Here is a 24,625-nt window from a genome sequence, read left to right as displayed (position 1 = left end):
TAAAAAAACGCACCTAATTGGTGCGTTTTTTTGTTTTAAATATAAAATATTTTTATAAGTTATTGTTTTTTATTGCCATATATAAATGGCATAAAGCTTGGATTGTATTAACTAAGAAAAACAATAACGTGTCCTAAGGGGACTAAAATGAAAATGATTAGTGCAATCATAAAGCCATTTAAATTAGATGAAGTGCGTACAGCACTCGCTGATTTAGGCATAGAAGGGATGACAGTTGTTGATGTAAAAGGCTTTGGTCGACAGCGTGGTCATACCGAATTGTATCGTGGGGCTGAATACCAAGTTGATTTTATTCCTAAAATTAAACTCGAAATTGCCACTCGTACTGAAAACTGCCAACGCGTAGTTGACTCAATTACGCAAGTTGCAGGCACCGGAAAAATAGGTGACGGTAAGATTTTTGTGTACGACCTAGATCAAATTGTTCGTATTCGTACGGGCGAACTTGATGAAGATGCACTTTAAGGGGGATTTATGGAAAGTACACTGATAGAACTAAAGTTTTCGCTCGACACCTTTTATTTTTTAATTTGTGGCATATTAGTAATGTGGATGGCCGCAGGGTTTGCCATGCTAGAAGCGGGTTTAGTACGCTCAAAAAACACCACCGAAATATTAACTAAAAATATCGCCTTGTATTCAATTGCATGCACCATGTTTTTACTCGTTGGTTACAATATTATGTATGTAGGGAATACCGAGGGAGGCATCATTCCTTCATTTGGTGGCTTAATTGGTACACAAGCCGCTGATGCTGATCACTCTCTAGAATCTGATTTTTTCTTTCAAGTTGTTTTTGTTGCCACGGCTATGTCTATTGTCTCGGGTGCGGTGGCTGAGCGCATGAAGTTGTGGGCATTTTTGGTGTTTACCTTGGTGTTAACTGGGCTTATATATCCTATTGAGGGTTACTGGACTTGGGGCTCTGGATTTTTATCGGCAATGGGTTTTGTTGACTTCGCGGGCTCAGCAATAGTGCATGCAACCGGCGCATCAGCGGCATTAGCTGGCGTATTATTACTGGGTGCACGTAAAGGAAAATATGGTAAAAATGGCGAAATATACCCAATTCCGGGGTCAAACTTGCCTTTGGCAACGTTAGGTACGTTTATTTTATGGATGGGCTGGTTTGGTTTTAACGGCGGCTCGCAGCTACTTATATCAGATGCAGAAAACGCGACTGCTGTAGGAAAGATTTTATTAAACACCAATGCTGCTGCTGCAATGGGGGCTGTTTCAGCACTATTTGTTTGTAAAGCATTATGGGGTAAAGCCGATTTAACTATGGTATTAAATGGCGCGTTAGCTGGGCTGGTTGTGATTACCGCCGATCCGCTTTCACCTTCACCATTGATGGCGTGTTTATTAGGGTTATTAGGCGGCTCATTAGTGGTATTTAGTATTGTTATACTTGATAAGGCAAAAATAGACGACCCAGTTGGCGCTATTTCTGTGCATGGCGTATGTGGAGTACTTGGTATTATGCTAGTACCTGTGACAAACGCCGAGGCAAACTTGGTAACTCAGTTAATAGGCTTGTTGTGTATTATTGGTTTTGTGTTTATTTCTTCGCTGCTGGTGTGGGCAATCTTAAAGCATACTATGGGCATTAGGGTTACCGAAGAAGAAGAGCTAAACGGTATGGATCAACACGATTGTGGCATTGACGCCTACCCAGAATTTGTATCGGTTCGTAGTAATTAAATTTAAGTTATTGTGTGTTGTCCAAAGCGCTACTTAGGTAGCGCTTTTTTATTTCAGGGGAGGTTAACTTTAGTGCTGCTAAGATGGGTTGTTAATTTACCTTATAATGGTGAACTAGTAGGTGACTATGCTAAGCTCACGTCCGTAAAATAAACCTTGGAATAAATTACATTTAAATGGCTGATAACAAAAAAACACCGACAGGTAAAACCCCCACAAAGCGCAGCGCTAAACCCTCTAAAAGTACACCGCGTAACGGCGCTAAAAAAAGTACAAAAAACAAATCATCAGTTGCTCAGCGATCTTTACTCAATAAACTATGGTCTATTTTTTGGAAACTTAGTTTAGCGACATTTATTGCTATGGCGCTTTATTTTATTTACCTCGATGCAAAAATAACTCGTCAATTTGAAGGTAATAAATGGCAGCTTCCTGCGCAAGTTTATGCACGCTCGATGGCGTTTTACCCCGGGCAGTTCTTATCAAGCCAAGAGGTTATTTGGGAGTTAGAGCGGCTAAACTACTCAGCCGTTAATAGGTTAAGTCGTACAGGGCAATATGTTAAAACTGCCAACAGCATTAAAATATATCGTCGCGATTTTGAATTTTATGACGCGCTAGAACAGGCGCATATAATTGAACTGCGTTTTGGCGGGCAAAAAATTGCTAGTATTAAAGACAAGTTTGGTCGGCGTTTAAACAACGCTAGGCTGGAGCCGGTGCAAATAGCGCGTATAGGTAACGACTCTAAACAAGACCGTGAATTTGTACCGCTGGATAAATTTCCGGCAATGCTAAAAGACACGCTTTTAGTGGTTGAAGATCGTAATTTTTATCAGCACCACGGCGTATCGGTATTTTCTATTTTACGTGCGTTGTATAGTAATATTCGTGCTGGGCGAACAGTTCAGGGCGGCAGTACGCTAACGCAACAACTGGCTAAAAATATTTACTTAACCCGAGAGCGCTCACTTACACGAAAAATAAACGAAGCGTTTATTGCGCTTATTTTAGATTACCGTTATTCAAAAGATCAAATACTTGAAGCGTATTTAAATGAAGTATATTTAGGGCAGTCTTATAACCAAGGTGTACATGGTATGGGCTTGGCTGCTGAATTTTACTTTTCTAAACCAGTAGATGAGCTAGAGTACGATCAAATAGCGCTGCTGGTGGCTATGGTAAAAGGGCCGTCTTATTACAATCCACGTCGTTACGAAGAGCGCACAATGGAACGTCGTGACTTAGTGCTGCGCTTAATGGTTGAAGACAAACTTTTGAGTACTAATGAATACCGCGCTGCATTAAAACGTCCTTTGAATATAGCGCCAATGAAAGCCAGTTTACAAAAATCGTACCCAGGTTATTTAGAACTAGTAAATCGTGAACTCAAGCAGTTATTGCCCGATCAAAATGTGTTAGATGCCGGTGTTCGTGTGTTTACCTATTTTGACTTACAAAAACAAACGGCAATGGAAGAGTCGATTCAGGCAAGTTTGCCTTATTTAGAAAAACGCCCTAATACTCGCGCGCTTGAAGCGGCGATGATCTCAGTTAACGTAGAAAAAGGTGGCGTATCGGCATTAGTTTCTGGGCGCGATGTGCGTTATTCAGGCTTTAACCGAGTACTTGATACCAAACGTAATATTGGCTCATTAGTTAAGCCTGCGGTGTATTTAAGCGCGCTGCAGTTACCACATTATAACCTAGCCACTTTACTTGACGACTCACCGGTGCAAGTTACCAATGAGCAAGGTAAAGTATGGCAACCTGAAAACTACGATCGTCAATTTCGCGGAGCGATCCCGTTATACAAAGCTTTTAGTCGCAGTATAAATATACCTGCGGTAAATCTTGGCCTTGATGTAGGGGTAGATAAAGTTGCAAATACACTAAGAGGGTTAGGCGCGCAGGGAAGAATTAACGAATACCCATCGTTGTTATTGGGGGCACTTGAAATGTCTAGTTTTGAGGTAGCACAATTGTACACAACCATTGCTGCCGATGGCGAATATAGAAAGTTAACCGCTATTTCTGCGTTAACCGACTCAATAGGCAAAGTATTGTATAAGCATGAGGTGAAATCTGAGCCGCGTTTTGCTAAAGATGCCATGTACATGACAAAATACGCAATGAAACGAGTGACTAAAGATGGCACCGCAAAACGGTTAAACTTACACTTTCCGTCGATTCAACTTGCGGGTAAAACGGGCACTAGTAACGATTTACGCGATAGCTGGTTTGCGGGGTTTGATCAAAACACAGTGACCGTTGCTTGGCTAGGCCGAGATGATAACAAAAGTACCGGCTTAACCGGTAGTGTAGGGGCTTTAGAGACCTATATTCGTTATTTAAAACCGCTAAATCCCGAAGCGATAGCCGATACTCGTCCACCTTCAATTCGCTGGGCGTTTATTAACGAGCTAACGGGTAAACAAGCGCCACCAGGGTGCGGCAAAGTTATTCAGCTACCACTAAGAGCCAGTGAATTTGAACCAAGGCCGCAGTGTATTCGTTAAGCAGTTTTGAATAACTACAAGACATAAAAAAAGCCCGTTAGGGCTTTTTTTTATTGGCTGAATAAAACTGATGTTTTACAGCTTAGCAAACGCGCGCTCTGCGGCTGCAATGGTATCTTTTATTTCTTGCTCGTTGTGCGCTGCACATACAAAGCCTGCTTCAAAAGCAGAGGGGGCTAAGTAAACACCTTCTTCAAGCATCAGGTGGAAAAAACGTTTAAAACGCTCTAAATCACACTCAGTAGCTTGTTTGTAAGTTGTTACTTTTTCAGCATCAGTAAAGAAAAAACCATACATGCCACCGGCGTAGTTAGTGGTTAATGCAATGCCTGCTTTTTTAGCGCCGGCTTCAAAACCTTCACAAATTGCTTTACTGGTTGCTTCTAGTTTTGCATGTAATCCTGGCTCGCTTAATAACTCTAGCGATTTTAAACCTGCAGCCATGGCAATTGGGTTACCCGACAATGTACCCGCCTGATAAACTGGGCCAACCGGTGCAATATAATCCATAATTTCGGTTTTGCCGCCAAAAGCGCCAACTGGCATGCCGCCGCCAATTACTTTACCTAAACAGGTTAAGTCTGGTTTTATATTGTAGTAGGCTTGTGCACCGCCAAGTGCAACTCGAAACCCGGTCATTACTTCGTCAAAAATAAGTACCGATTTGTATTCGTCACAAACGTCGCGCAAACCTTCTAAAAATCCCGGAACCGGTGGAATACAGTTCATGTTACCAGCAACAGGCTCAACAATAATGCATGCAATTTCGTCGGCATATTTAGCAAAAATAGCTTTCACTTCATCTAAATTATTAAACGATACAGTAAGCGTATGCTTTGCAAAATCTTCAGGAATGCCCGGTGAATTAGGCACGCCCATAGTCAATGCGCCAGAGCCCGCTTTAACTAATAATGAGTCGGCATGGCCGTGGTAACAGCCTTCAAACTTAAGTATTTTATCGCGGCCAGTAAAACCACGCGCTAAGCGAATAGCGCTCATGGTGGCTTCTGTGCCTGAGCTAACCATACGTACTTTTTCGATTGATGGTACTAGCTCTTTTACTTTTTCAGCCATTAAAATTTCGGCTTCGGTAGGCGCGCCATAACTTAGGCCGTTTTCTACCGCGTCGTGTACTGCTTGTTTAATTGCAGGGTGGTTATGGCCCATGATCATAGGGCCCCAAGAGCCAACATAATCGATATAGCGATTACCATCGGCGTCAAATGTAAACGCACCCTCAGCTTTAGTGATAAATAGCGGTGTGCCGCCTACACCATTAAAAGCACGTACTGGTGAATTTACGCCACCAGGAATAGAAGCTTGAGCGCGTGCAAATAAGTCTTGGCTAATTGTCATGAAAAATCCTATTGTTTTGTCACAAAAAAAGTGGGTTTAGCTATCGCGTTTGCGGCTAAACCAAGGTACGTCTACTTCATACTGCTCGACTTTGTTTTCTACGCCGAGGGTTAAAGCAAACAGTGCCATACGAATTAATACGCCATTTTGTACTTGGCGAAATATAGCTAAATTGTCATTTGCGTTTAAGTCGTTATCTAGCTCGTTGGCTTCTAGGCGACTATCGCGTGGTAGCGGGTGCATTAACACTGAATTAGGTTTGCAATGTGCAGTGTAAATTGATTGACTAATTCTAAACCCACCACGGTATTTGTTGGCTTCTTCTTGCGAAGGAAAGCGCTCTTCTTGAATACGCGTTTGATAAACTATGTCGGCAGCTAAGTTACCTTCCATTTTGTTTACCAATTCAATTTTATGACCTGCATTATCTACTGCATCTAATATATAGCTAGGCATTTGTAGACCATCGGGTGCAACCATCGAGAATTTCACGTTTTTATAGTGGCATAATAGTTTTGATAAAGAGTGCACAGTGCGACCATATTTTAAATCGCCTACTAGCGCAATGTGCATACCATCTATGTTTTGCTCAAAACGGTTAAGCTCACGCTCAATGGTTAATAAATCGAGCAGTGCTTGAGTGGGGTGCTCGTTAGGGCCATCGCCACCATTAATCACAGGGATTGAGCAGCCTGTTGCAAATTCACTTACCGAACCTGCATCGGGGTGGCGCATAGCGACAGCATCGGCATACGCCGAAATAACACGGGCGGTGTCGTAAAGCGACTCGCCTTTAGCGAGCGCTGAGCTTTGCATGCCGGTTGTTTCGCGAACGAGTCCGCCGAGTAAGTTAAAAGCGGTGCCAAAGCTTACGCGTGTGCGTGTGCTAGGTTCAAAAAATAAGTTGGCTAAAATGGCACCTTCTAGCACGTTAGTACGCTTTTGTTTTTTAGCGTAGGGTTCCATTTTTTTAGCTACTGCAAATATACGTTCAATACAGTCTCTGTCGAGTTGATTAACTGAGAGTATATTTTCACCTTGGAAACTTAACATGGGGTTATTCCTACTTATTCAAAAAGGCGCGATAATCCTTAAAGGAGCACGCAATCGCGCATATTATAGCAAAGTTACTTAGCTAGTTGGCAGAGTAAATTACCTAGAAACATTTTATTATAAACTGGGTTTTATTACCGCCAGTGCCACTATTATTAATAGTGCTATAACGGGTAACTCATTAAAAATACGATAAAAACGGTCACTTTTAGTGTTACGGTCATGTTTAAAATCAGCTAAAAGCTTAAAACAGTAACCATGGTATAGGTATAAAATAATTACTAGCACTAGTTTATAATGCAACCACATGCTGTACTTAAACCAATCGCGGCCATATTCAACTATAGTGAGTACACCAAATACCGCGGTTAACACGGCAAACGGAGTGACAAAAAAAAGCAGCCTACGTTCCATTACTTTAAGCATAGAGTTGCATGCCCTTTCTTCGCTCATAGCGTGGTACACAAATAACCGTGGTAAGTAAAAAATACCGGCAAACCAGGCAATCATAAAAAATATATGCAAGGTTTTGTAAATTAATAATGCGCTCATATTACCCTCATTTAAATTAAAGTAAGCTGTTACGAATGGTTAAAATATGATGGATTTGATCCCAACGTAGTAATCCCATAATTTGTTGATTATCTAATAAGTTATATACATACAATGCGCCACTGCGCTTATCATTTAATAGCTCAAAGGCATCAGCTAAAGTGGCTTGGCTGCTAATACCGGCCAAGCTAATATAGCTAAGGTTAGTTGCTTGATCCGACATTAAGCTCAAGTCATATTCAGCCAATCGGTAACCATTTTCTTCATCGAATACAATTAATGGGGTTTGGCTGTCCATCGCATCAAGGGTGTTTTTTATTTGCTGTTTATCGTCGGAGTAAAGCAACTTAAAGTCTTCATCCATTTCATCCATTACCCCTACTTTTTGTAGTGCCTCAGTAGCGGGAGATACCTGGTAAGGTAACTCTTGAAAATCCAGCTGTTGTAAAAATATCGAGCGATTACCAAACACTTGCAGCGCGGTAACATAAGCGGTGGTAATAACTATCATTGCAGGCACTATTATTTCTGGAGACGAAGTGAGCTCCATCACTGTGGTTAAAGCCGCAAGCGGTGCATGCAGCGTTGCTGCTAATAATCCTGCCATGCCAAGTACACCATAAGTGCCTGCTATATCTGTACCTGGGCTAATAAACTGGGCAAAAAAGGCCATTAAAGTACCAATTAAAACCCCCAGCCCTATAACCGGTCCAATTAAACCACCGGGAATACCCAAACCTATCGCAAATAATGTGGCGAGTAACTTAGCAATTAAAATAGTAGTTAATAATTGCATGTCTTCAGGGGATTCAACCGCAATAGTAATTGCACTCATACCCGACCCCATAGCTTGGGGGACGGTATACGCAATTAAGCTGGCAATACAGCCAGCAATAAGTAAGCGAGGAAACATGCTAAGTGGTTTAAACGTTTTAATAATTAACATTAAGTTTTGATTAAAGCTATAGGCTATTGCGCCCAGCGCCATGCCACACAATATTAAGTACGGGTAATGCCAGCCACTTAGCGGTGCAATGCTTATAAGTGCTAACTCTGAGCCTTCGCCAAATACAAATTGGGTTGCTAAAGCGCCAGTAACAGCTGCAAGCATAATTGGCACAAATATATGTACTTTGTATTCTCGAAGTACTACTTCCATTACAAAAATAACCGCTGCTAACGGCGTGTTAAACGAGGCGGCAATACCAGCTGCAATGCCACAGCCACTAAGGGTACGCATGGCATTATGAGGTAAGTGCAGTTTAGTTGCTAAGATACTTGCCCCAGTTGCACCTAAATGCACCGAAGGTCCTTCGCGCCCCACCGAAAAGCCGCTGATCAGGGCCAATGCACCACCAACAAATTGGTTTAGGGTGTTATACAGTGGCATTTGCCCGTAATGGCGTTTAATACGATGAATTACAAACGGAATACCCAAGCGATAATGTTTAAAGCCAGTAAAAGCCGCAAAAAGCGCAATTAAGAGTGCCGCAATAAGGGGCATTAATACGCGTTCTAAAGTGGGGAGGGTGGTAAAGTCGTCGGGAGTTTCTAAAAATATACTTTGAAAAAAAAGAATCGTTAAGCGAAATAAAATAATAAAAAATGCAGCTATTAATCCGGCACTTACGCCTAATAAGCATAATTGTACGGATGTTTTAGGTTTGGCTAATCGACGCCTGAGTTGCTCAAGCCACATGCTTTATTTCCCCGCAGCATTTTTCAGCGGCCATTTTAGCAAAAGCCAAACGCTAAGTCGTTGTGATTTTGTAAAATAATTACATTTATAGAAAAGTTAACGTTAAAATACGCAAATAAGCGACGTTGGACTCAATATTAGGTTTAGTTTGCTGCTAGCAGGAGCGAGTGCCTGCAACCTTTATTTTACTATACTTGATTAAAACACTCGGGTATTAGATAATCACGGCATTACGATATTGAGGGTTTTTAAAATGTCTGAAGAATTACCAATTAAGTTCACTGACGCGGCAGCCGATCGTGTTAAACAGTTAATCGATGAAGAAGAAAATCCAGAACTTAAATTACGCGTATATGTAACGGGTGGTGGTTGTTCTGGTTTTCAGTACGGTTTTACCTTTGATGAAAAGGCCAATCCAGGTGATTTAGAAATCGTCAAAAATGGCGTGATGCTGGTGGTTGATCCGATGAGTTTACAATATTTAGTAGACGGCGAAGTTGATTACACTGAAGGATTAGAAGGCGCACGCTTTTTTGTAACTAATCCTCATGCAACTACAACCTGTGGCTGTGGTTCAAGCTTTACTATTTAACAAGGGTCTGTTGATCTTTCAAGGTTAAATTTGCAGCAGTCTGTTTGGTGTTTAGGCAAGGCAGAGCCTATGTGGTGTGGTTATTCCCCATAAATAGGCGATAACGTAGCATCAATGCCAAACAGGCGCTGCCCGAAGGGTTCTGCCTAGGGGCAATTAACTCTTTGTTGCTCGGTTTTTACTTAGCCCACTAGGTTACAAACCTAGCGCCGCGATTAAATTGCCCCTAGTTGGAACAAATATTAACCCGCAAAGGTCAACAAACCCTGGGTAAACAATAAAATATTAAAGCCGCTTTTGCGGCTTTTTTAATGCCTAAAATTCGCTAGGAGTGAATTCGGTTATTTGCATCATTAATATAAAAAAGCCAAGTACAAAAGTAGAAAACGCGAGTATATATACAAAGCCTCTTTTGCCTTTTTTAATAGGTACACCATGGTGGCGAAGAAAAAAACACCAGCCTAAGCACAGTATAATAGGAAGTAAAAAAAGTAGCCTGAACATTATTTAGCCTTTTAGGGTGCTCGTTATTGATTAAGCATAAACATGTAACACTAAAATGGAACAAAATTGTTACAAATATTTATTAATGGTTTAAGCTATCTATTCAGGCTTGGTAAATATATATTCATTATTTAACCTGTGCCGAATGTAATTAGCCATTTTACCAATGAGTTAATAGTATACAATATATAAGAATGAGACGGGCAAAATTTCATTCACCACCACAATAAGTAAGTATTATTTATAGCGTTTTTTAGCTCACAATGAGTAATTTGTAATTTGTAATTAGTAAAGCTGAGCTGCAATCAATGCCCAATTAGGCTGTTGTGCAGTGTACTCACTGAGCGCTATTAATAAATTGCATCAATTAGTATTTACACCGCATTAAGTAGGAGATGTACATGATGGGTAAAACAGTTTCATCAGAAGAAAATGCAAAACTGACCAAATGGCTTAAAAGTAAACGTCATGACAAAGGGCATACAATGCGTAGTTTAGCGCAGTTATTAGGCACACCACATTCGTTTATCGGCAAAATTGAAAACCAAGAGCGCCGCTTAGATGTAATTGAATTTGTGCGCTACTGTAATGCACTCGAAGTTGATCCGCATGAGGCATTAAACTTACTTAAAGTTGATTAATAGCCGCAAGTTACTTGGCATATTTTAATGCACCTTTAAATATGCCAAGTAAATAATTTATTTTAAGTATTGAGTTTAAGTATTTTGGTGATAATTACGCTCTAGCTGATACAGTTTATGACGAATTAAGTATAAAAATATCAACGATGGCAACACCATTAATGCCGTAAGAATAAAAAATAGCGACCAGTTACCCGCCAGCCAATCATCTATTACTACCCCACTGTAACTCGACAGTAAAGTACGCCCTAAGTTACCCAGCGACGCAAGTAACGCATAATGTGTTGCACTAAATGCTCTATCGCATAGCATAGATATAAATGCCACCATAGCTACTAGCGACCATGCCTGAGTAAAACCATCAACCACAATAGCCATGGCGTATAAATGCTCTTGTGGGCCGGCAAGTGCAATCCAAGAAAACATTAAATTAGATGCCGCCATTGCCACACCACTAATAAATAAGCCTTTAACAATGCCGTATTTATGATTAAAAATACTGCCTAAAAAGGCAAATACGATGGTAATTAATCCGGTGCCTAGCTTAGAGTAATTGGCTATTTGGGTATTACTAAAGCCAACCTCTTTATAAAATACAATCGACATGCGAGCTAAAAACGCTTCGCCAATTTTAAATAAGAAAATAAATGCAAGCAGTGCCAACGCGGTTTTAACGCCATTTTTAGCAAAAAAGGTTTTAAACGGATCAACCACAGTAACTGCAAGCCAAGCGAGTGTTTTAGTTAATGGTGTTTGCTTGCTGGCGGCAAGTTTTTCAAGGTATACCCGCTCAAGCTCAGCGTGCACTGCTTCGCGGTTTGATTCGGGTTCTTTTGCCCAAAATACACAGCTCATTAGTAGCAGCATTATGGCGGATAAAAAGTAGTATACTTGCGGCCAATCTATCGAAGGTATATCGGCCATATAAAACGGAATGGCCCCAAGTAGCGCATAACCCGACCACCAACCCGAGGTTGCCATGGCAGCGGCGGCGGTCGCTTTGTGAGATTCATTTTCGCCCAGGGCGTCTATTCTAAAAGCGTCAATAGCAATATCTTGAGTGGCAGAGGCTATGGCTATTAATAAACAAAGTGCGGCGACGAGCGCTAAATTGGCTTTTAAATCAAGCCCTGCTAATAGCAGTGTGCCAAGTAAAATAAAGCTTTGGCAAAACAGTATCCAGCTTCGGCGTTGGCCTAACCATTTGTATAAAAAGGGTAGTTTGGTACGATCAATTAACGGCGACCATAAAAAGTTAATGCTGTAAGCGCCAAACACAATGCCAAATAAGCCAATCATACTGCGGCTTAAGCCTTCGTCTTTTAGCCATGCCGACATTACAGAGCCAATCAGCACCCATGGAAAACCACTACTCATACCAAATATAAAAATATTGATAAGGCGTTTGTCTTTAAAATAAGAAAAATATTCGCGAATAGAGAGTGTTTTGCTCATAGGGCCTTCATTGGCTTTAACACAGAGCAGCTAGGCTGCTCTTTTAATTGTTACAGGGGAACTTGTTCAAGTAATTTAATATTTAAAATAACTACAGGCTCTTTGGGTACAAAGTCGTAGCCAATTTTTTCGTTAAATCCGGTTTTTACCGCCATAATTTTATCTAGCGTGTCGTAGCCGTCCATTACATTGCCAAATACCGCAAACCCCCATTCTCTGCCAGGGTTTAAATGGTCGTTATCGTCCATATTAAAAAAGAATTGGCGCGTTCCTGAATGAGGTTGGCGGTCTTGATACGCCATAGCTATGCTATACATATCGTTTTTTAAGCCATTACCGCTTTCGTTAAAAATAGGATCGTTTTCGTGTAGTCCATCGTAGTCTTTATCGTAGCCGCCACCTTGAATAACAAAGTCGCGGTCGTTTTCTACATCACGCTCAATACGATGAAACACACTGCCTTGATAGCTTTTATCCATTACGTAGGTTAAAAAGTTATTTGCAGTAATGGGGGCTTTAGAGCGGTCAAGCTCAATCACTATGCTACCCAGTGAAGTGACTATTTCAACACGCGGAAAAATATTATCTTTTTGTACAAAACGGCCTTCTTGAGCAGCAAGCGTAGTGGTACTAAAGAATAGGCTTAAGCAGATTAAAAAAAGTCGTTTCATTGTTAACCTTCTAAAAATTCTATTAATTCAGGGTCAGATACAATGCGGGTAATAATTTGCTCAGTCAACTTATTAAGCTGACCTTCTATTTTTGCTCTGTCGTGCCCCAGTGGCCCTGCTAAATTAGCATTGCCTCGGTATACTTTGCTAAAGTTACTGGTAGCGCGAATAACACGCACGCCAAACTCTATAGAAGCCGCGCTGGTGTGGCTCATTAGTTTTTCGGTAACAACTGCTTGCAAAGCATGAATATCTACTTCAAAGCGCACCGTGGCTAAGTTAGAAATGCTGGCACCGTTACGACTTAGGGCGCTGTCGAGCGCACTTTTTACTGAGGCTGTAATACCATGGCTGGCAAAAGTTTTAGTTTTGTCAGACTCTATAAGTTTTAAGGTGGCAGTATCGCCTCTTAAATCAATTACACTGGTACTTAAGCTGTTGTTGATTGAACTTATTTGCCCATTTTTATAAACAGGATTAAGTATTATCTGATTTGGCTGATTACTACATGCAGGCAGTGCCAAAAACACCAACCAAGGTAAAAGGTATTTTATAATTTGCATTTATAACATTCCGGTATTTTTTGTGGCACTAAGTACAACAAACTTTTTGTTAGAACCTAGTAGCTTGCAGTTACCAAACATACGGTTTAGTTTGTCGTGGTAATCTAAATGACGGTTACCAATAATACGCAATTCGCCACCTTCTTTTAAAGTATCTTTTGCTTCTTTAAACATTTGCCATGCAATGTGGTCGGTAACCGCTTGAGCTTGATGAAATGGCGGGTTACATAGCACCATATCAACACTGTCGCGCTCAAATCCCGATAAACAGTCATTTTCAACAAATGAACATTGCTCATATTTAGCTTCCATATTGAGCTCTACATTCAAGCGTGCCGATTCAACGGCCATATACGACTCATCAACAAAAGTAATATTTGCATTTGGGCAACGCGATAATGCCATTAAACCCACCACGCCATTACCACAGCCTAAATCAATAATGCTTTTAGCTTTATTGGTTTCTGGTAAGTAGTTAAAAAAGAACCGTGCGCCAATATCTAATGAATCACGCGAAAACACATTTGCATGGTTACTAATAGTAAAGTCAGTGCCTTCAAGTGGCCAATTTACCGGAAAATCAGCGGCTTTATACCCACCTTGTGCGTGGCTTATAATTAAGCGTGACTTTTTAACCGCTAAACTTGTTTTTGTTTCGCCAATAAACTGCTCAAACGCTTTAATTGTTGAATTATGCACATCTTTTGTTTTTGCCGCGGCAATAACAGGCGTTCCGGGTGCAAGCACTTCGCTAAGCTCAGACAGTTGATACTGTAAAAAGCCTAATGTGCGTGGTACTTTAATAAGTACCAAATCAACTTGTTCAGGTAAAGCCGATAAACTATCGAGCTGGCTAAAGGTAATAGCAGGTATTTTATTCTCTGCTAAGTTATAAGCTGCTGCTTGGTGGCTAATATAAGAGTCGTTTACTGAACAAACCGTTAATTGCTTGTGGCTAAAATAACAAGAAAGCGCGCCAAAACTATCATTTAAAATCAGCAAAGAGCGACAATCAGGATGATGTTCGCTAACATAGTCGATTAAATATTCGTCGGCTGAATCCCAAGCTTGTAAGCTGCGGTTTTTTTGATCCAAAGGAAAGCGTTCAAGAGTAAAGGTTTTATCGCCGAGCTGTGCTTGCATGGTCATAATAGTTTAGTGATCAGTAATCAAATGATAGGTAAATTCTAACATGCAACGGCCAAACGCCAACCCCCAACTGTTACCAAATGGCTTTTCTTATCAAAGTAGGGCGCTTAGTGCACAAAAAAGCCTCGATTTGTTCTACTATTTACAGCAAAACCTGTGTTGGCAGCAGCCTAATGTTACGGTTTACAATAAAACGGGGCCAATTCCTCGGCTGCAGTGTTTTATCAGTGAAAACAATATTGAGTATGGTTATTCTCACAGTAAGTTAATAGTAGAGCCTTGGCCTGATGTTTTACTGGCGATGCGCAAACGTTTAGAGCGGCATTTAAACCAGCCATTAAATTCACTATTAGTAAATTATTACCGCGATGGTAACGATACTATGGGGTGGCATAGCGACGATGAAGCAGAGCTTGGCCATCAACCTACTATCGTTTGTATATCGCTTGGGGCTGAGCGAGTATTAAAACTAAAACACAAAGCTAGCAATAAAGTTACTAATTTAAAGCTACATAGCGGCAGCTGTTTAATTATGAGTGGCAATAGTCAGCGCGACTATCAACACGCTATTGCTAAGCAAACTACCTTGGCTCATCCGCGAATAAGTTTAACCTTTCGCTTGATAAAGCGTTAGCCATTAGGCTTAGCAAGTTGCTATAGTGGGCTTATAAATAAGTAACAATAATGGTTTATGTCATGCAGCAACAAATTCAACAAAAAATCAGCGATGCAATTGCCTGTAAGCATTTAAATGTAATTAACGAAAGCCATATGCACAGTGCTGGCAGCGACTCGCATTTTAAAGTGATAGTGGTTAGCGAAGAGTTTGCTGGTAAGCGCTTATTACAGCGCCATCGCGAAATTAATGAAATTTTAAAAGATGAATTAGCCAATCATATTCATGCACTGGCTATTCATACTTATACGCCAGATGAGTTTGCTGAACATAATGGTGAAGCGCCTGATTCACCCAATTGTATGGGTGGCTCTAAGTCAGCTTAAACAATTAATAGCGATTTGATTGATGTTTACACTCAAGATTAACTGATCAGATCAGTGTTTTTAGTATTAGCCTTTAAACTAGCGCTAATTTTTATTGTAAAGATATAGGATGATCAATGGTCATTAAGCCTAAAATTCGTGGATTTATCTGCACCAATGCCCACCCAGTGGGCTGTAGCGAACATGTTCAAGAACAAATTAATTATGTAAAGCAACAAGGTGCATTAAAAAATGCGCCTAAAAATGTATTAGTTATTGGTGCCTCTACAGGCTATGGCCTTGCATCGCGTATTACTGCGGCGTTTGGTGGCGGTGCTAAAACATTAGGTATTTTCTTTGAAAAAGAAGGCACTGAGCGCAAAACGGGTTCTGCAGGTTGGTACAATACAGCTGCATTTCAAAATGCTGCAGACGAAGCAGGCCTTTGGTCAAAAAATATTAATGGCGATGCGTTCTCAAACGAAATTAAGCAAAAAGCAATTGATACTATTAAAGCCGATTTAGGCAAAGTAGATTTAATTATTTACAGCTTAGCGTCTCCGCGTCGTACCGATCCTAATACCGGTGAAGTGTTCTCATCTACGCTTAAGCCAATTGGTAATGCAGTTACAACTAAAAATCTGAATACCTCAAAGCGTGAAATTGATGAAATAACCGTTGAAGCGGCAAACCAAGATGATATCGACAATACTATTAAAGTAATGGGCGGTGAAGATTGGGAAATGTGGATTGATGCACTAAAACAAGCCGATGTGCTAGCCGATAACTTCAAAACCACTGCTTATACCTACATAGGTAAAGAGCTAACATGGCCAATATACGGGCATGCAACGATTGGTAAAGCAAAAGAAGATTTGGATCGTGCAACGGCTGCTATTAAAGCTTCGACTAGTGATTTAAATGGCGAAGCGTATGTATCGTCACTTAATGCGGTAGTAACACAAGCTAGCTCGGCTATTCCTATTATGCCTTTGTATATTTCTGCTTTATTTAAAGTGATGAAGGCCGATGGCACCTACGAAGGTACTATTGAGCAAATACAGGCGTTATTTAGCGAAAACTTATACGGCGACACGCCACGTTTTGACGAAGGCGGTCATTTATTCCAAAACTATAAAGAGCTAGAAGATGACGTACAAGCACGTATTCAAGCTATTTGGGATAAAGTAGATACTAGTAGCATTGATGAACTAACCGATTATGTTGGTTATCATAATGAGTTTTTACGCTTGTTTGGTTTTGGTATACAAGGCGTAGATTATGAGCAAGAGGTTGACCCTGTTCAGCCTATTGCGAATATGATTGACTAATCAATTGTACAAAACAGTTTGAAAAGTCGCCTAGTGCGACTTTTTTATTACTGATTTTTTTATAAAAATAATGTTTCTTAGTAAACGTACAACTTTGGTCTAGCTTGAATTTTATTAAATAGCTACATCAAGCGTAAATAAGTCTTTCTCTGGTATAATTTTTATAAATACACTCGCATAGTGTTGCACAATGATGTTAAAATCATAGCAATATGTGAGGAGTTTTACTGCGTTGCTTGTTTAGTATTTATAGCAAGTTAGTTTTACACAACTTGTTATAGTTAATATGGCGACGTGGTTGATACGATTTTTCAGTTTCTTTCCGTTAATGTAGTGCAAGTGCGTATGATCAATATAAAAAAAGGTCTGGACTTACCCATAGAGGGCGCTCCTCAGCAAGTTATTCATGATGGTTCTACCGTCAAACGTGTAGCTGTGCTAGGTGAAGAATTTATCGGTATGCGTCCAACCATGCATGTTCGTGTGGATGACCAAGTGAAAAAAGGCCAGGTACTTTTTGAAGATAAAAAGAACCCAGGTGTATTATTTACTGCTCCAGCTTCTGGCACAGTAAAAGAAATTAATCGTGGTGCTAAACGTGTACTGCAATCTGTTGTTATTGAAGTTAACGGCAGTGAGCAAATCACCTTTGGTACTTTTTCTGATGCCGAGCTTTCGAGCTTAGATCGTGAAAAAGCCAAAGAAGTACTTATACAGTCTGGTCAGTGGACAGCACTTCGTGCTCGCCCATTCAGTAAAGTAGCGGCAGTGGATGCAAATCCTAGCTCTATTTTTGTGACCGCAATCGACACTAATCCACTTGCTGCAGATCCTGCGGTAATTATTGCTGAAAATGTGCAAGCATTCGAAGCAGGTTTAGCTGTTGTGTCGCGTTTAACCGACGGTAAAGTATTTGTTTGTAAACAAGCAGGTAGCCAAGTTCCTAGCTCATCTATAGCTCAAGTAGAAGTACATGAGTTTGGTGGTGTGCATCCGGCTGGCCTTGTTGGCACACATATCCATCATCTTGATGCAGTATCTATTAGCAAGCAGGTTTGGCATATTGGTTACCAAGACGTTATCGCCTTTGGTCACTTATTCCTTACCGGTGAAATTTACACTGATCGTGTAATTTCTCTTGCAGGTCCTCGCGTTAAAAACCCTCGTTTAGTGAAAACACAATTAGGTGCTTCATTGGATGATTTAGTTGCTGGCGAATTAGAAGACGGTGATAACCGTGTTATTTCTGGTTCAGTATTGTCAGGTTCTATTTCAAACGGTGTTCATGCATTCTTAGGTCGTTACCACGTTCAAGTATCTGTTTTACTTGAAGGTCGCGAAAAAGAATTGTTTGGTTGGATTGCACCAGGTAGTGATAAATTTTCCGTAACGCGTACCTTTATTTCTCACCTTGCACCGAGTCGTTTATTTAAAATGACAACGTCAACAGGTGGTTCAAAACGTGCCATGGTACCAATTGGTAGCTATGAGCGTGTAATGCCGTTAGATATTTTGCCAACTCTATTATTACGCGACCTATTGTCACGCGATGTAGACAGTGCAATGTCATTAGGCGCGCTTGAACTAGATGAAGAAGATTTAGCGTTATGTACCTTCGTTTGTCCGGGCAAATACGAGTATGGCGCAGCCCTACGCGATTGCTTAACTACGATCGAGAAGGAAGGCTAGAGAGATGGGTTTAAAAAAATATCTTGAAGATATCGAGCCGAATTTTGAAGCCGGTGGTAAATATGAAAAGTTTTATGCTCTGTATGAAGCAGCAGCAACTATTTTTTATACACCAGGCTACGTAAATAAAGGCGCGACACACGTTCGTGACAACATCGACCTAAAACGCATGATGATTTTAGTGTGGATGGCAACGTTCCCTGCTATGTTTTTTGGTATGTTCAATATTGGCCATCAGGCCGCTGGTGCTTTAGCACAAGGTTTTGAACTAGCTAATATATGGCAAGTTGATTTGTTTCAACTGTTAGGCGGTCAATTAACCGCTGATGCAGGCTGGGGCGCTAAAATGTTCTACGGAGCGTGTTTCTTCCTACCAATTTATGCAGTTACTTTTGCTGTAGGTGGTTTTTGGGAAGTTATATTTGCTTCAGTGCGTAAACACGAAATTAACGAAGGTTTCTTCGTAACATCAGTGTTATTTGCACTTATTTTGCCAGCAACTATTCCTTTATGGCAAGTTGCGCTTGGTATTACATTTGGTGTTGTAATTGCTAAAGAAATCTTTGGTGGTACAGGTCGTAACTTCTTAAACCCTGCGTTAGCTGGTCGTGCGTTTTTATTCTTCGCATACCCTGCACAAATTTCAGGTGACACAGTATGGACAGCAGTAGATTCGTTCTCTGGTGCGACTATGCTTGGTCAAGCGTTTGTTGGCACACTTGATTTTTCAAACATGGAGTTATGGTGGAATGCGTTTTACGGTTTCATTCAAGGTTCTGTAGGCGAAACATCAACACTTGCATTATTAGTGGGTGGCTTGTTCCTTATTTACGTGCGTATCGCTTCTTGGCGTATAGTGCTAGGTGTATTTTTCGGTATGGTAATCACTGCATTACTGCTAAATACAGTTGGCTCTGAGACTAACCCAGTATTTGCTATGCCTTGGCATTGGCACTTTGTACTAGGTGGTTTTGCGTTTGGTATGTTCTTTATGGCTACCGACCCTGTGTCTGCTGCATTTACCGATAAAGGTAAGTTAGCTTATGGCGCGCTTATTGGTTTTATGGTTGTTATGATCCGTGTTGTGAACCCTGCTTTCCCAGAAGGTATGATGCTAGCAATCTTATTTGCTAACTTATTTGCTCCACTGTTCGATCACTTTGTAGTGCAAGCTAATATCAAACGGAGGTTGGCACGTAATGTCTAGTAATAACGAATCAATCGGTAAAACGTTAGCAGTAGTTGTTGCGCTATGTTTAGTGTGTGCAATTATCGTATCGTTTGCTGCTGTACAGCTTCGTCCTTTACAGCAAGCTAATAAAGCGAAAGATATTCAAAGTAATATCTTAGTTGCAGCGGGAATCGGAAAAGTTGAAAATGTTTCTGAAACATTCAACAACAAAATCGAAGTACGCTTAGTTAATATGAAAACGGGTGAGTCTTTTGCAAGCGACTCAAGTGAAGAAGTTCAGGCTAAGGTTAATGCATTTGACTTTGAAAAAAGTAAATTTGACCCTAAGCTAAGCTTTGCGCTTGCTGAAAAAGGCATTACTGACATTGCGGGCATTCAGCGCGTAACGACAGAGGCACCTGTATACATCTCTAGAGCAGATAATGGGTCAGTTGACACTATTATTGTTCCTATTCAAGGTTACGGTTTATGGGGCTTAATGTATGGTTTCCTTTCGCTTGAAAACGATGGCGAAACAATCAAAAACATTATCTTTTATAAGCATGGTGAAACACCTGGTTTAGGTGGCGAAATCCAAAATCCACAGTGGACTGCAAAATGGGAAGGTAAAGAATTACCTATCGATGTTGTAAAAAGTGGCGCTAGCAATGAGCATCAAATTGATGGTCTATCGGGTGCAACTTTAACGTCTAACGGTGTTGATAATACAGTTGACTTTTGGACTGGTGACAATGGCTTTGGTCCATTCCTTGCGGAAGTACGTAAAGGAGCATTGAAATAATGGCTGATACTAAAGAAATGAAAGCGGTCCTATTTGGTCCGGTTTTAGCTAACAACCCAATCGCACTACAAGTACTTGGTATTTGTTCTGCGCTAGCGGTAACATCTAGCTTAAAAAACGCATTAATCATGTCAATTGCTTTGACCTTGGTAACCGCGTTTTCTAGCTTCTTTATCTCGACTATTCGTAACCAGATCCCATCGTCAGTACGTATTATTGTACAAATGACGATTATTGCATCTTTGGTAATTGTTGTTGACCAAGTACTACAAGCATTTTCTTACGCTACGGCAAAAGAGCTTTCGGTATTTATCGGTCTAATTATTACTAACTGTATTGTAATGGGTCGTGCTGAAGCATACGCAATGAAGTCACCGCCACTTATGTCGTTTCTTGACGGTATTGGTAACGGTTTAGGTTATTCAGTAGTACTACTTACCGTTGGTTTCATTCGTGAACTATTTGGTAAGGGTTCACTATTCGGTGTTGATATTATCCCATTAGTACAAAATGGTGGTTGGTATCAACCTATGGGTCTATTGATATTACCACCGAGTGCATTCTTCATCATTGGTTTATTCATATGGGTACTACGTACTTATAAGAAAGACCAAGTAGAAGCTAAAGCGTAAGGGGCACACAGTGGAACATTATATTAGTTTATTTGTAAAAGCCGTTTTTATTGAAAACTTAGCGTTATCATTCTTCTTAGGCATGTGTACTTTTTTAGCAGTATCTAAAAAAGTAACCACATCAATTGGCCTAGGTGTAGCGGTTATTGTTGTATTAGGTATTTCGGTACCAGTTAACAACTTAGTTTACCATGCAGTGTTAGCACCGGGTTCACTTACGTGGCTTGGTTACCCAGATGCAGATCTTAGCTTTTTACGTTTCTTAACTTTCATTGGTGTTATTGCAGCACTTGTGCAAATTTTGGAAATGGCATTAGATAAGTTCTTCCCAGCACTTTACAACGCGTTAGGTATCTTCTTACCACTAATCACAGTTAACTGTGCAATTTTTGGTGCGGTATCTTTCATGGTTGAGCGTAACTATAACTTCGGCGAGTCTGTGGTTTATGGTATTGGCGCTGGTGTTGGTTGGGCACTTGCAATTACATTACTTGCAGGTATCCGTGAGAAAATGAAATATTCAGACGTTCCAGATGGCTTACGTGGTTTAGGTATTACCTTTATTACTGTTGGCTTAATGGCTCTTGGCTTTATGTCATTCTCTGGTATTTCACTGTAAAGGTAGCGAGGATAAATCATGGGTTATACTGATATTTTCTTAGGAGTTGGTGTTTTCATCGCTATCGTTGTACTACTAGTTTTAGTGATCATTGGTGCTAAATCTCAGTTAGTTGCAAGTGGCGATATCATCATTGGGATTAATGGCGACCCAGACAAAGCCATTAAAACATCAGCAGGTAGCAAGCTATTAGGCGCGCTATCTGAGTCAGGTATTTTCGTATCTTCTGCATGTGGTGGCGGTGGCTCTTGTGGTCAGTGTCGTGTACACATTAAAGAAGGTGGCGGCGATATTCTGCCAACTGAACTTGATCACATTTCTAAAGGTGAAGCCCGTGAAGGCTGTCGTTTAGCGTGTCAGGTAAATGTTAAAAATGACATGGAAATTGAGCTTGAAGAGTCAATTTTCGGTGTTAAAAAATGGGATTGTGAAGTTATCTCTAACGATAACAAAGCAACGTTCATTAAAGAACTTGTACTACAAATTCCAGATGGCGAGTCAGTGCCGTTCCGTGCGGGTGGTTACATCCAAATTGAAGCGCCAGCTCATCATGTTAAATATGCTGATTTCGATGTTCCAGAAGAATATCGTGGTGATTGGAATCATTTTGGTTTCTTCGACCTGGAGTCAAAAGTAGACGAAGAAACAATTCGTGCTTACTCAATGGCTAACTACCCAGAAGAAGAAGGCATCATTATGCTTAACGTGCGTATCGCTGCTCCACCGCCAAGAAACCTAAGCCTGCCATGTGGTAAAATGTCTTCGTACATTTGGTCACTAACTAAAGGCGATAAAGTAACTATTTCTGGTCCATTTGGTGAGTTCTTCGCTAAAAATACTGACGCAGAAATGATCTTCGTTGGTGGTGGTGCTGGTATGGCGCCAATGCGTTCTCATATCTTTGATCAACTTAAACGTTTGAACTCTAAGCGTAAGATGAGCTTTTGGTATGGTGCACGTTCTAGACGCGAAATGTTCTATGTTGAAGATTTTGACGGCCTAGCTGCTGAAAACGATAACTTCGTTTGGCACACCGCGCTTTCAGATCCGCAAGCAGAAGATAACTGGGAAGGCTACACAGGCTTTATCCATAACGTGTTATTTGAGAACTATCTTAAAGATCACGAAGCCCCTGAAGATTGTGAGTACTACATGTGTGGTCCTCCAATGATGAACGCGGCAGTTATTACTATGCTTAAAGATTTAGGTGTTGAAGACGAGAATATCTTACTAGATGATTTCGGTGGCTAATAGCTAAATGGGTTGAACCTATTTCAATCCTTAAAGGTCAACAAGATCTATATCAAAACAACTTAGTTTTGGTTAAAATATCAGCCTCGTAGCATATTATGCTACGAGGCTTTTTTATTCATAAAGTTTTATTCTTAAATTAATGGAAGTAGGGTTGTGATGAATCGTGTAAGTATTCCCCAAGGCATAATGGCCTTGTTTTTAATATCGCTGATTTTTTTACTTAGTGGATGTAATGAAAAACCACAGCCAGAGAGCTTTTACCTAGAAGGTAAAACAATGGGTACTACTTACCATATTAAATTTTACGATGAGCAGCCTCAGCGCGACGTAGTAGTGCTTAAAGAGGAAGTTGACGCTGTTTTACACGATATAAATCAGTCTATGTCAACGTACATACCTGACTCTGAAATAAACACTTTTAACCGTTTACCAGCCAATGAAGTAATGCCAATAAGTGCAGACTTTAGAGCGGTTGTTACTGAGTCAATTCGATTAGGCGAATCAACTAAAACTCTCGATGTTACTATGGGGCCGCTCATTGATTTATGGGGTTTTGGCCCTAATAAAAAACCAACTAAGCGCCCAAGCGATGCAGCCCTAGCAAAAATGTTGGCAAATATTGGCGTTGATAAACTTACTTTAACCGAGCAAGGTTTGGCTAAAACCGTTGATGGCTTAGAGCTGACGTTTTCGGCAACCGCTAAAGGTTATGGCATAGATAAAGTAGCGCAACTATTAGAAAGCCATAATATTAGTAACTATATGGTAGAAATTGGTGGCGAGCTGCGTATAAGCGGTGTTAAACCCAATAATCAAGATTGGAAAATAGCCATTGAACAACCAGATGCACAGCCAGGTGAGCGCGAAGTGCACAGAGTTTTAGCGCCAGGTACCAATGGCATTGCTACATCGGGCGATTACCGTATTTTTTATGAAATGGAAGGTGAAACATACAGCCACTTAATTGATCCAGTAACCGGTATGCCTAGCCGTCACGATTTAGTATCGGTAACAGTATTGCACCCAAGCGCTATGACAGCAGACGGGCTTGCAACGGCATTAACCGTAATGGGTATGAAAAAAGCCCAAGCATATGCACAAAAACATGATTTACCAGTGTATTTAATAGGAAAGTCAGACAAGGGTTTAATAACATATTCAAGCCCTGCATTTAAGCCTTATTTATAACGCTTAGGTTTATATTTTAATCACTAAGGTATATAATAACAGTTGCTCAAATATGTTTGAGCCTAATTTATTGCTGAACAATAGGGGCTAAGCAATGTCACTTTTTCTTCTTACTTTTACTTTACTTATTTTGATTGTGGCAGCGATGGCTGTGGGCATGATTGTACAAAAAAAATCTATGGCTGGCAGTTGCGGTGGCCTAGGTGCCGTAGGTATTGATAAAGCCTGCGATTGCGATGATCCGTGTGATAAACGCAAACAGCGCATGGCAAAAGAGCAAGTTTGGAAAGAAAACCAAATTATGTAACGTGTTTTTATTTAAAATATACGTACTAAAAAGCCCCCAATATTTAATTATTGGGGGCTTTTTAGTATCTGCTTTTTATACGAACTCAAACAGTTATGCACACGGGTATTATGTTACTCGAGTTTAAAGAAAGCTCTTTTTAAAAAATATTAATTTTTTCTTGTGCCGCACA

Annotated in this window: 25 protein-coding genes; 16 read left to right on the top strand and 9 right to left on the bottom strand. The window is 40.5% G+C overall.

The window, feature by feature from the left end; all coding sequences use genetic code 11:
* The first annotated feature begins 147 nt into the window (after positions 1 to 147).
* The 3 genes from AAEY55_RS01275 to mrcB all read left to right on the top strand — a co-directional run bounded on the left by AAEY55_RS01275 (position 148) and on the right by mrcB (position 4,244).
* Positions 148 to 486 carry a P-II family nitrogen regulator gene (locus AAEY55_RS01275; protein ID WP_011328915.1) on the top strand — a complete coding sequence of 113 codons (339 nt, stop codon included), beginning with the start codon at positions 148 to 150 and terminating at the stop codon, positions 484 to 486.
* A gap of 9 nt (positions 487 to 495) precedes the next feature.
* A complete protein-coding gene (locus AAEY55_RS01270) occupies positions 496 to 1,725 on the top strand; it encodes an ammonium transporter (protein WP_011328914.1) in 1,230 nt (409 codons plus the stop codon).
* Positions 1,726 to 1,901: 176 nt separating this feature from the next.
* Positions 1,902 to 4,244, top strand: coding sequence for a penicillin-binding protein 1B (gene mrcB / locus AAEY55_RS01265; RefSeq protein WP_182678688.1), 2,343 nt, complete (start codon positions 1,902 to 1,904; stop codon positions 4,242 to 4,244).
* 75 nt (positions 4,245 to 4,319) lie between these two features.
* Here the strand turns inward: mrcB and hemL are convergent, their stop codons facing one another.
* The 4 genes from hemL to AAEY55_RS01245 form a co-directional block, all read right to left on the bottom strand.
* Complete coding sequence (gene hemL, locus AAEY55_RS01260; RefSeq protein WP_011328912.1) at positions 4,320 to 5,600, bottom strand: glutamate-1-semialdehyde 2,1-aminomutase; 1,281 nt, start codon at positions 5,598 to 5,600, stop codon at positions 4,320 to 4,322.
* A 36-nt stretch (positions 5,601 to 5,636) separates the two neighbouring features.
* Complete coding sequence (locus tag AAEY55_RS01255) at positions 5,637 to 6,653, bottom strand: aspartate carbamoyltransferase (protein ID WP_011328911.1); 1,017 nt, start codon at positions 6,651 to 6,653, stop codon at positions 5,637 to 5,639.
* Positions 6,654 to 6,770: 117 nt separating this feature from the next.
* Positions 6,771 to 7,205 carry a CopD family protein gene (locus tag AAEY55_RS01250; RefSeq protein WP_011328910.1) on the bottom strand — a complete coding sequence of 145 codons (435 nt, stop codon included), beginning with the start codon at positions 7,203 to 7,205 and terminating at the stop codon, positions 6,771 to 6,773.
* Between the two features lie 16 nt (positions 7,206 to 7,221).
* Positions 7,222 to 8,904 carry a chloride channel protein gene (locus AAEY55_RS01245; protein ID WP_058373927.1) on the bottom strand — a complete coding sequence of 561 codons (1,683 nt, stop codon included), beginning with the start codon at positions 8,902 to 8,904 and terminating at the stop codon, positions 7,222 to 7,224.
* A gap of 253 nt (positions 8,905 to 9,157) precedes the next feature.
* Here AAEY55_RS01245 and erpA point away from each other — a divergent pair, with 253 nt between their 5' ends.
* Positions 9,158 to 9,496: an iron-sulfur cluster insertion protein ErpA gene (gene erpA, locus AAEY55_RS01240; protein ID WP_011328908.1), complete on the top strand. Its 339-nt coding sequence runs from the start codon at positions 9,158 to 9,160 to the stop codon at positions 9,494 to 9,496.
* 315 nt (positions 9,497 to 9,811) lie between these two features.
* On the opposite strand, the gene AAEY55_RS01235 is transcribed toward erpA, so the two are convergent.
* Positions 9,812 to 10,000 (bottom strand): hypothetical protein, encoded by a 189-nt coding sequence (locus tag AAEY55_RS01235; RefSeq protein ID WP_011328907.1) that lies wholly within the window; start codon positions 9,998 to 10,000, stop codon positions 9,812 to 9,814.
* Positions 10,001 to 10,401: 401 nt separating this feature from the next.
* Here AAEY55_RS01235 and AAEY55_RS01230 point away from each other — a divergent pair, with 401 nt between their 5' ends.
* On the top strand, positions 10,402 to 10,641 hold the full coding sequence (locus tag AAEY55_RS01230) for a helix-turn-helix domain-containing protein (RefSeq protein WP_011328906.1): 240 nt from the start codon (positions 10,402 to 10,404) through the stop codon (positions 10,639 to 10,641).
* A gap of 75 nt (positions 10,642 to 10,716) precedes the next feature.
* On the opposite strand, the gene AAEY55_RS01225 is transcribed toward AAEY55_RS01230, so the two are convergent.
* Genes AAEY55_RS01225 through AAEY55_RS01210 form a run of 4 tightly spaced genes read right to left on the bottom strand, consistent with a single transcriptional unit; the run spans position 10,717 to position 14,479 of the window.
* Complete coding sequence (locus AAEY55_RS01225; RefSeq protein WP_011328905.1) at positions 10,717 to 12,096, bottom strand: AmpG family muropeptide MFS transporter; 1,380 nt, start codon at positions 12,094 to 12,096, stop codon at positions 10,717 to 10,719.
* Between the two features lie 50 nt (positions 12,097 to 12,146).
* Positions 12,147 to 12,767: a peptidylprolyl isomerase gene (locus AAEY55_RS01220; protein ID WP_011328904.1), complete on the bottom strand. Its 621-nt coding sequence runs from the start codon at positions 12,765 to 12,767 to the stop codon at positions 12,147 to 12,149.
* 2 nt (positions 12,768 to 12,769) lie between these two features.
* Positions 12,770 to 13,330 (bottom strand): YajG family lipoprotein, encoded by a 561-nt coding sequence (locus AAEY55_RS01215; RefSeq protein ID WP_182678696.1) that lies wholly within the window; start codon positions 13,328 to 13,330, stop codon positions 12,770 to 12,772.
* Complete coding sequence (locus AAEY55_RS01210) at positions 13,331 to 14,479, bottom strand: methyltransferase (protein WP_011328902.1); 1,149 nt, start codon at positions 14,477 to 14,479, stop codon at positions 13,331 to 13,333. It lies immediately after the preceding gene.
* A 43-nt stretch (positions 14,480 to 14,522) separates the two neighbouring features.
* On the opposite strand from AAEY55_RS01210, the gene AAEY55_RS01205 reads away from it, so the two are divergent.
* From AAEY55_RS01205 to nqrM, 11 genes are all read left to right on the top strand, one after another.
* Positions 14,523 to 15,113 carry an alpha-ketoglutarate-dependent dioxygenase AlkB gene (locus AAEY55_RS01205; RefSeq protein WP_011328901.1) on the top strand — a complete coding sequence of 197 codons (591 nt, stop codon included), beginning with the start codon at positions 14,523 to 14,525 and terminating at the stop codon, positions 15,111 to 15,113.
* 62 nt (positions 15,114 to 15,175) lie between these two features.
* Positions 15,176 to 15,481 (top strand): BolA family transcriptional regulator, encoded by a 306-nt coding sequence (locus AAEY55_RS01200; RefSeq protein WP_011328900.1) that lies wholly within the window; start codon positions 15,176 to 15,178, stop codon positions 15,479 to 15,481.
* A 116-nt stretch (positions 15,482 to 15,597) separates the two neighbouring features.
* Positions 15,598 to 16,791, top strand: coding sequence for an enoyl-ACP reductase FabV (gene fabV / locus AAEY55_RS01195; protein WP_086993907.1), 1,194 nt, complete (start codon positions 15,598 to 15,600; stop codon positions 16,789 to 16,791).
* Positions 16,792 to 17,136: 345 nt separating this feature from the next.
* A complete protein-coding gene (locus AAEY55_RS01190; protein WP_011328898.1) occupies positions 17,137 to 18,480 on the top strand; it encodes a Na(+)-translocating NADH-quinone reductase subunit A in 1,344 nt (447 codons plus the stop codon).
* Positions 18,481 to 18,484: 4 nt separating this feature from the next.
* Positions 18,485 to 19,687, top strand: a complete 1,203-nt coding sequence (locus tag AAEY55_RS01185; protein ID WP_011328897.1) for an NADH:ubiquinone reductase (Na(+)-transporting) subunit B — start codon at positions 18,485 to 18,487, stop codon at positions 19,685 to 19,687.
* On the top strand, positions 19,680 to 20,453 hold the full coding sequence (locus tag AAEY55_RS01180) for a Na(+)-translocating NADH-quinone reductase subunit C (protein WP_011328896.1): 774 nt from the start codon (positions 19,680 to 19,682) through the stop codon (positions 20,451 to 20,453). The genes AAEY55_RS01185 and AAEY55_RS01180 overlap by 8 nt, the downstream gene beginning before the upstream one ends.
* Positions 20,453 to 21,085 carry an NADH:ubiquinone reductase (Na(+)-transporting) subunit D gene (locus AAEY55_RS01175; RefSeq protein WP_011328895.1) on the top strand — a complete coding sequence of 211 codons (633 nt, stop codon included), beginning with the start codon at positions 20,453 to 20,455 and terminating at the stop codon, positions 21,083 to 21,085. Before AAEY55_RS01180 ends, AAEY55_RS01175 begins: the two co-directional genes overlap by 1 nt.
* Positions 21,086 to 21,095: 10 nt before the next feature.
* Positions 21,096 to 21,704: an NADH:ubiquinone reductase (Na(+)-transporting) subunit E gene (gene nqrE, locus AAEY55_RS01170; protein WP_011328894.1), complete on the top strand. Its 609-nt coding sequence runs from the start codon at positions 21,096 to 21,098 to the stop codon at positions 21,702 to 21,704.
* An 18-nt stretch (positions 21,705 to 21,722) separates the two neighbouring features.
* Entirely contained in the window at positions 21,723 to 22,955 is a 1,233-nt protein-coding gene (gene nqrF / locus AAEY55_RS01165; protein ID WP_011328893.1) for an NADH:ubiquinone reductase (Na(+)-transporting) subunit F, read from the top strand.
* 159 nt (positions 22,956 to 23,114) lie between these two features.
* Positions 23,115 to 24,146, top strand: coding sequence for an FAD:protein FMN transferase (locus AAEY55_RS01160; RefSeq protein ID WP_350549809.1), 1,032 nt, complete (start codon positions 23,115 to 23,117; stop codon positions 24,144 to 24,146).
* A gap of 94 nt (positions 24,147 to 24,240) precedes the next feature.
* Positions 24,241 to 24,453 carry a (Na+)-NQR maturation NqrM gene (nqrM, locus tag AAEY55_RS01155; protein ID WP_011328891.1) on the top strand — a complete coding sequence of 71 codons (213 nt, stop codon included), beginning with the start codon at positions 24,241 to 24,243 and terminating at the stop codon, positions 24,451 to 24,453.
* The last annotated feature ends 172 nt before the right edge of the window (positions 24,454 to 24,625 follow it).

The organism is Pseudoalteromonas sp. 120-MNA-CIBAN-0494 (genome assembly GCF_040308885.1).
GTDB classification, from domain to species: Bacteria; Pseudomonadota; Gammaproteobacteria; order Enterobacterales; family Alteromonadaceae; genus Pseudoalteromonas; species Pseudoalteromonas nigrifaciens.
Note: the sequence above shows the minus strand (reverse complement) of the source record. Positions and strands in the feature narration are given on the sequence as shown.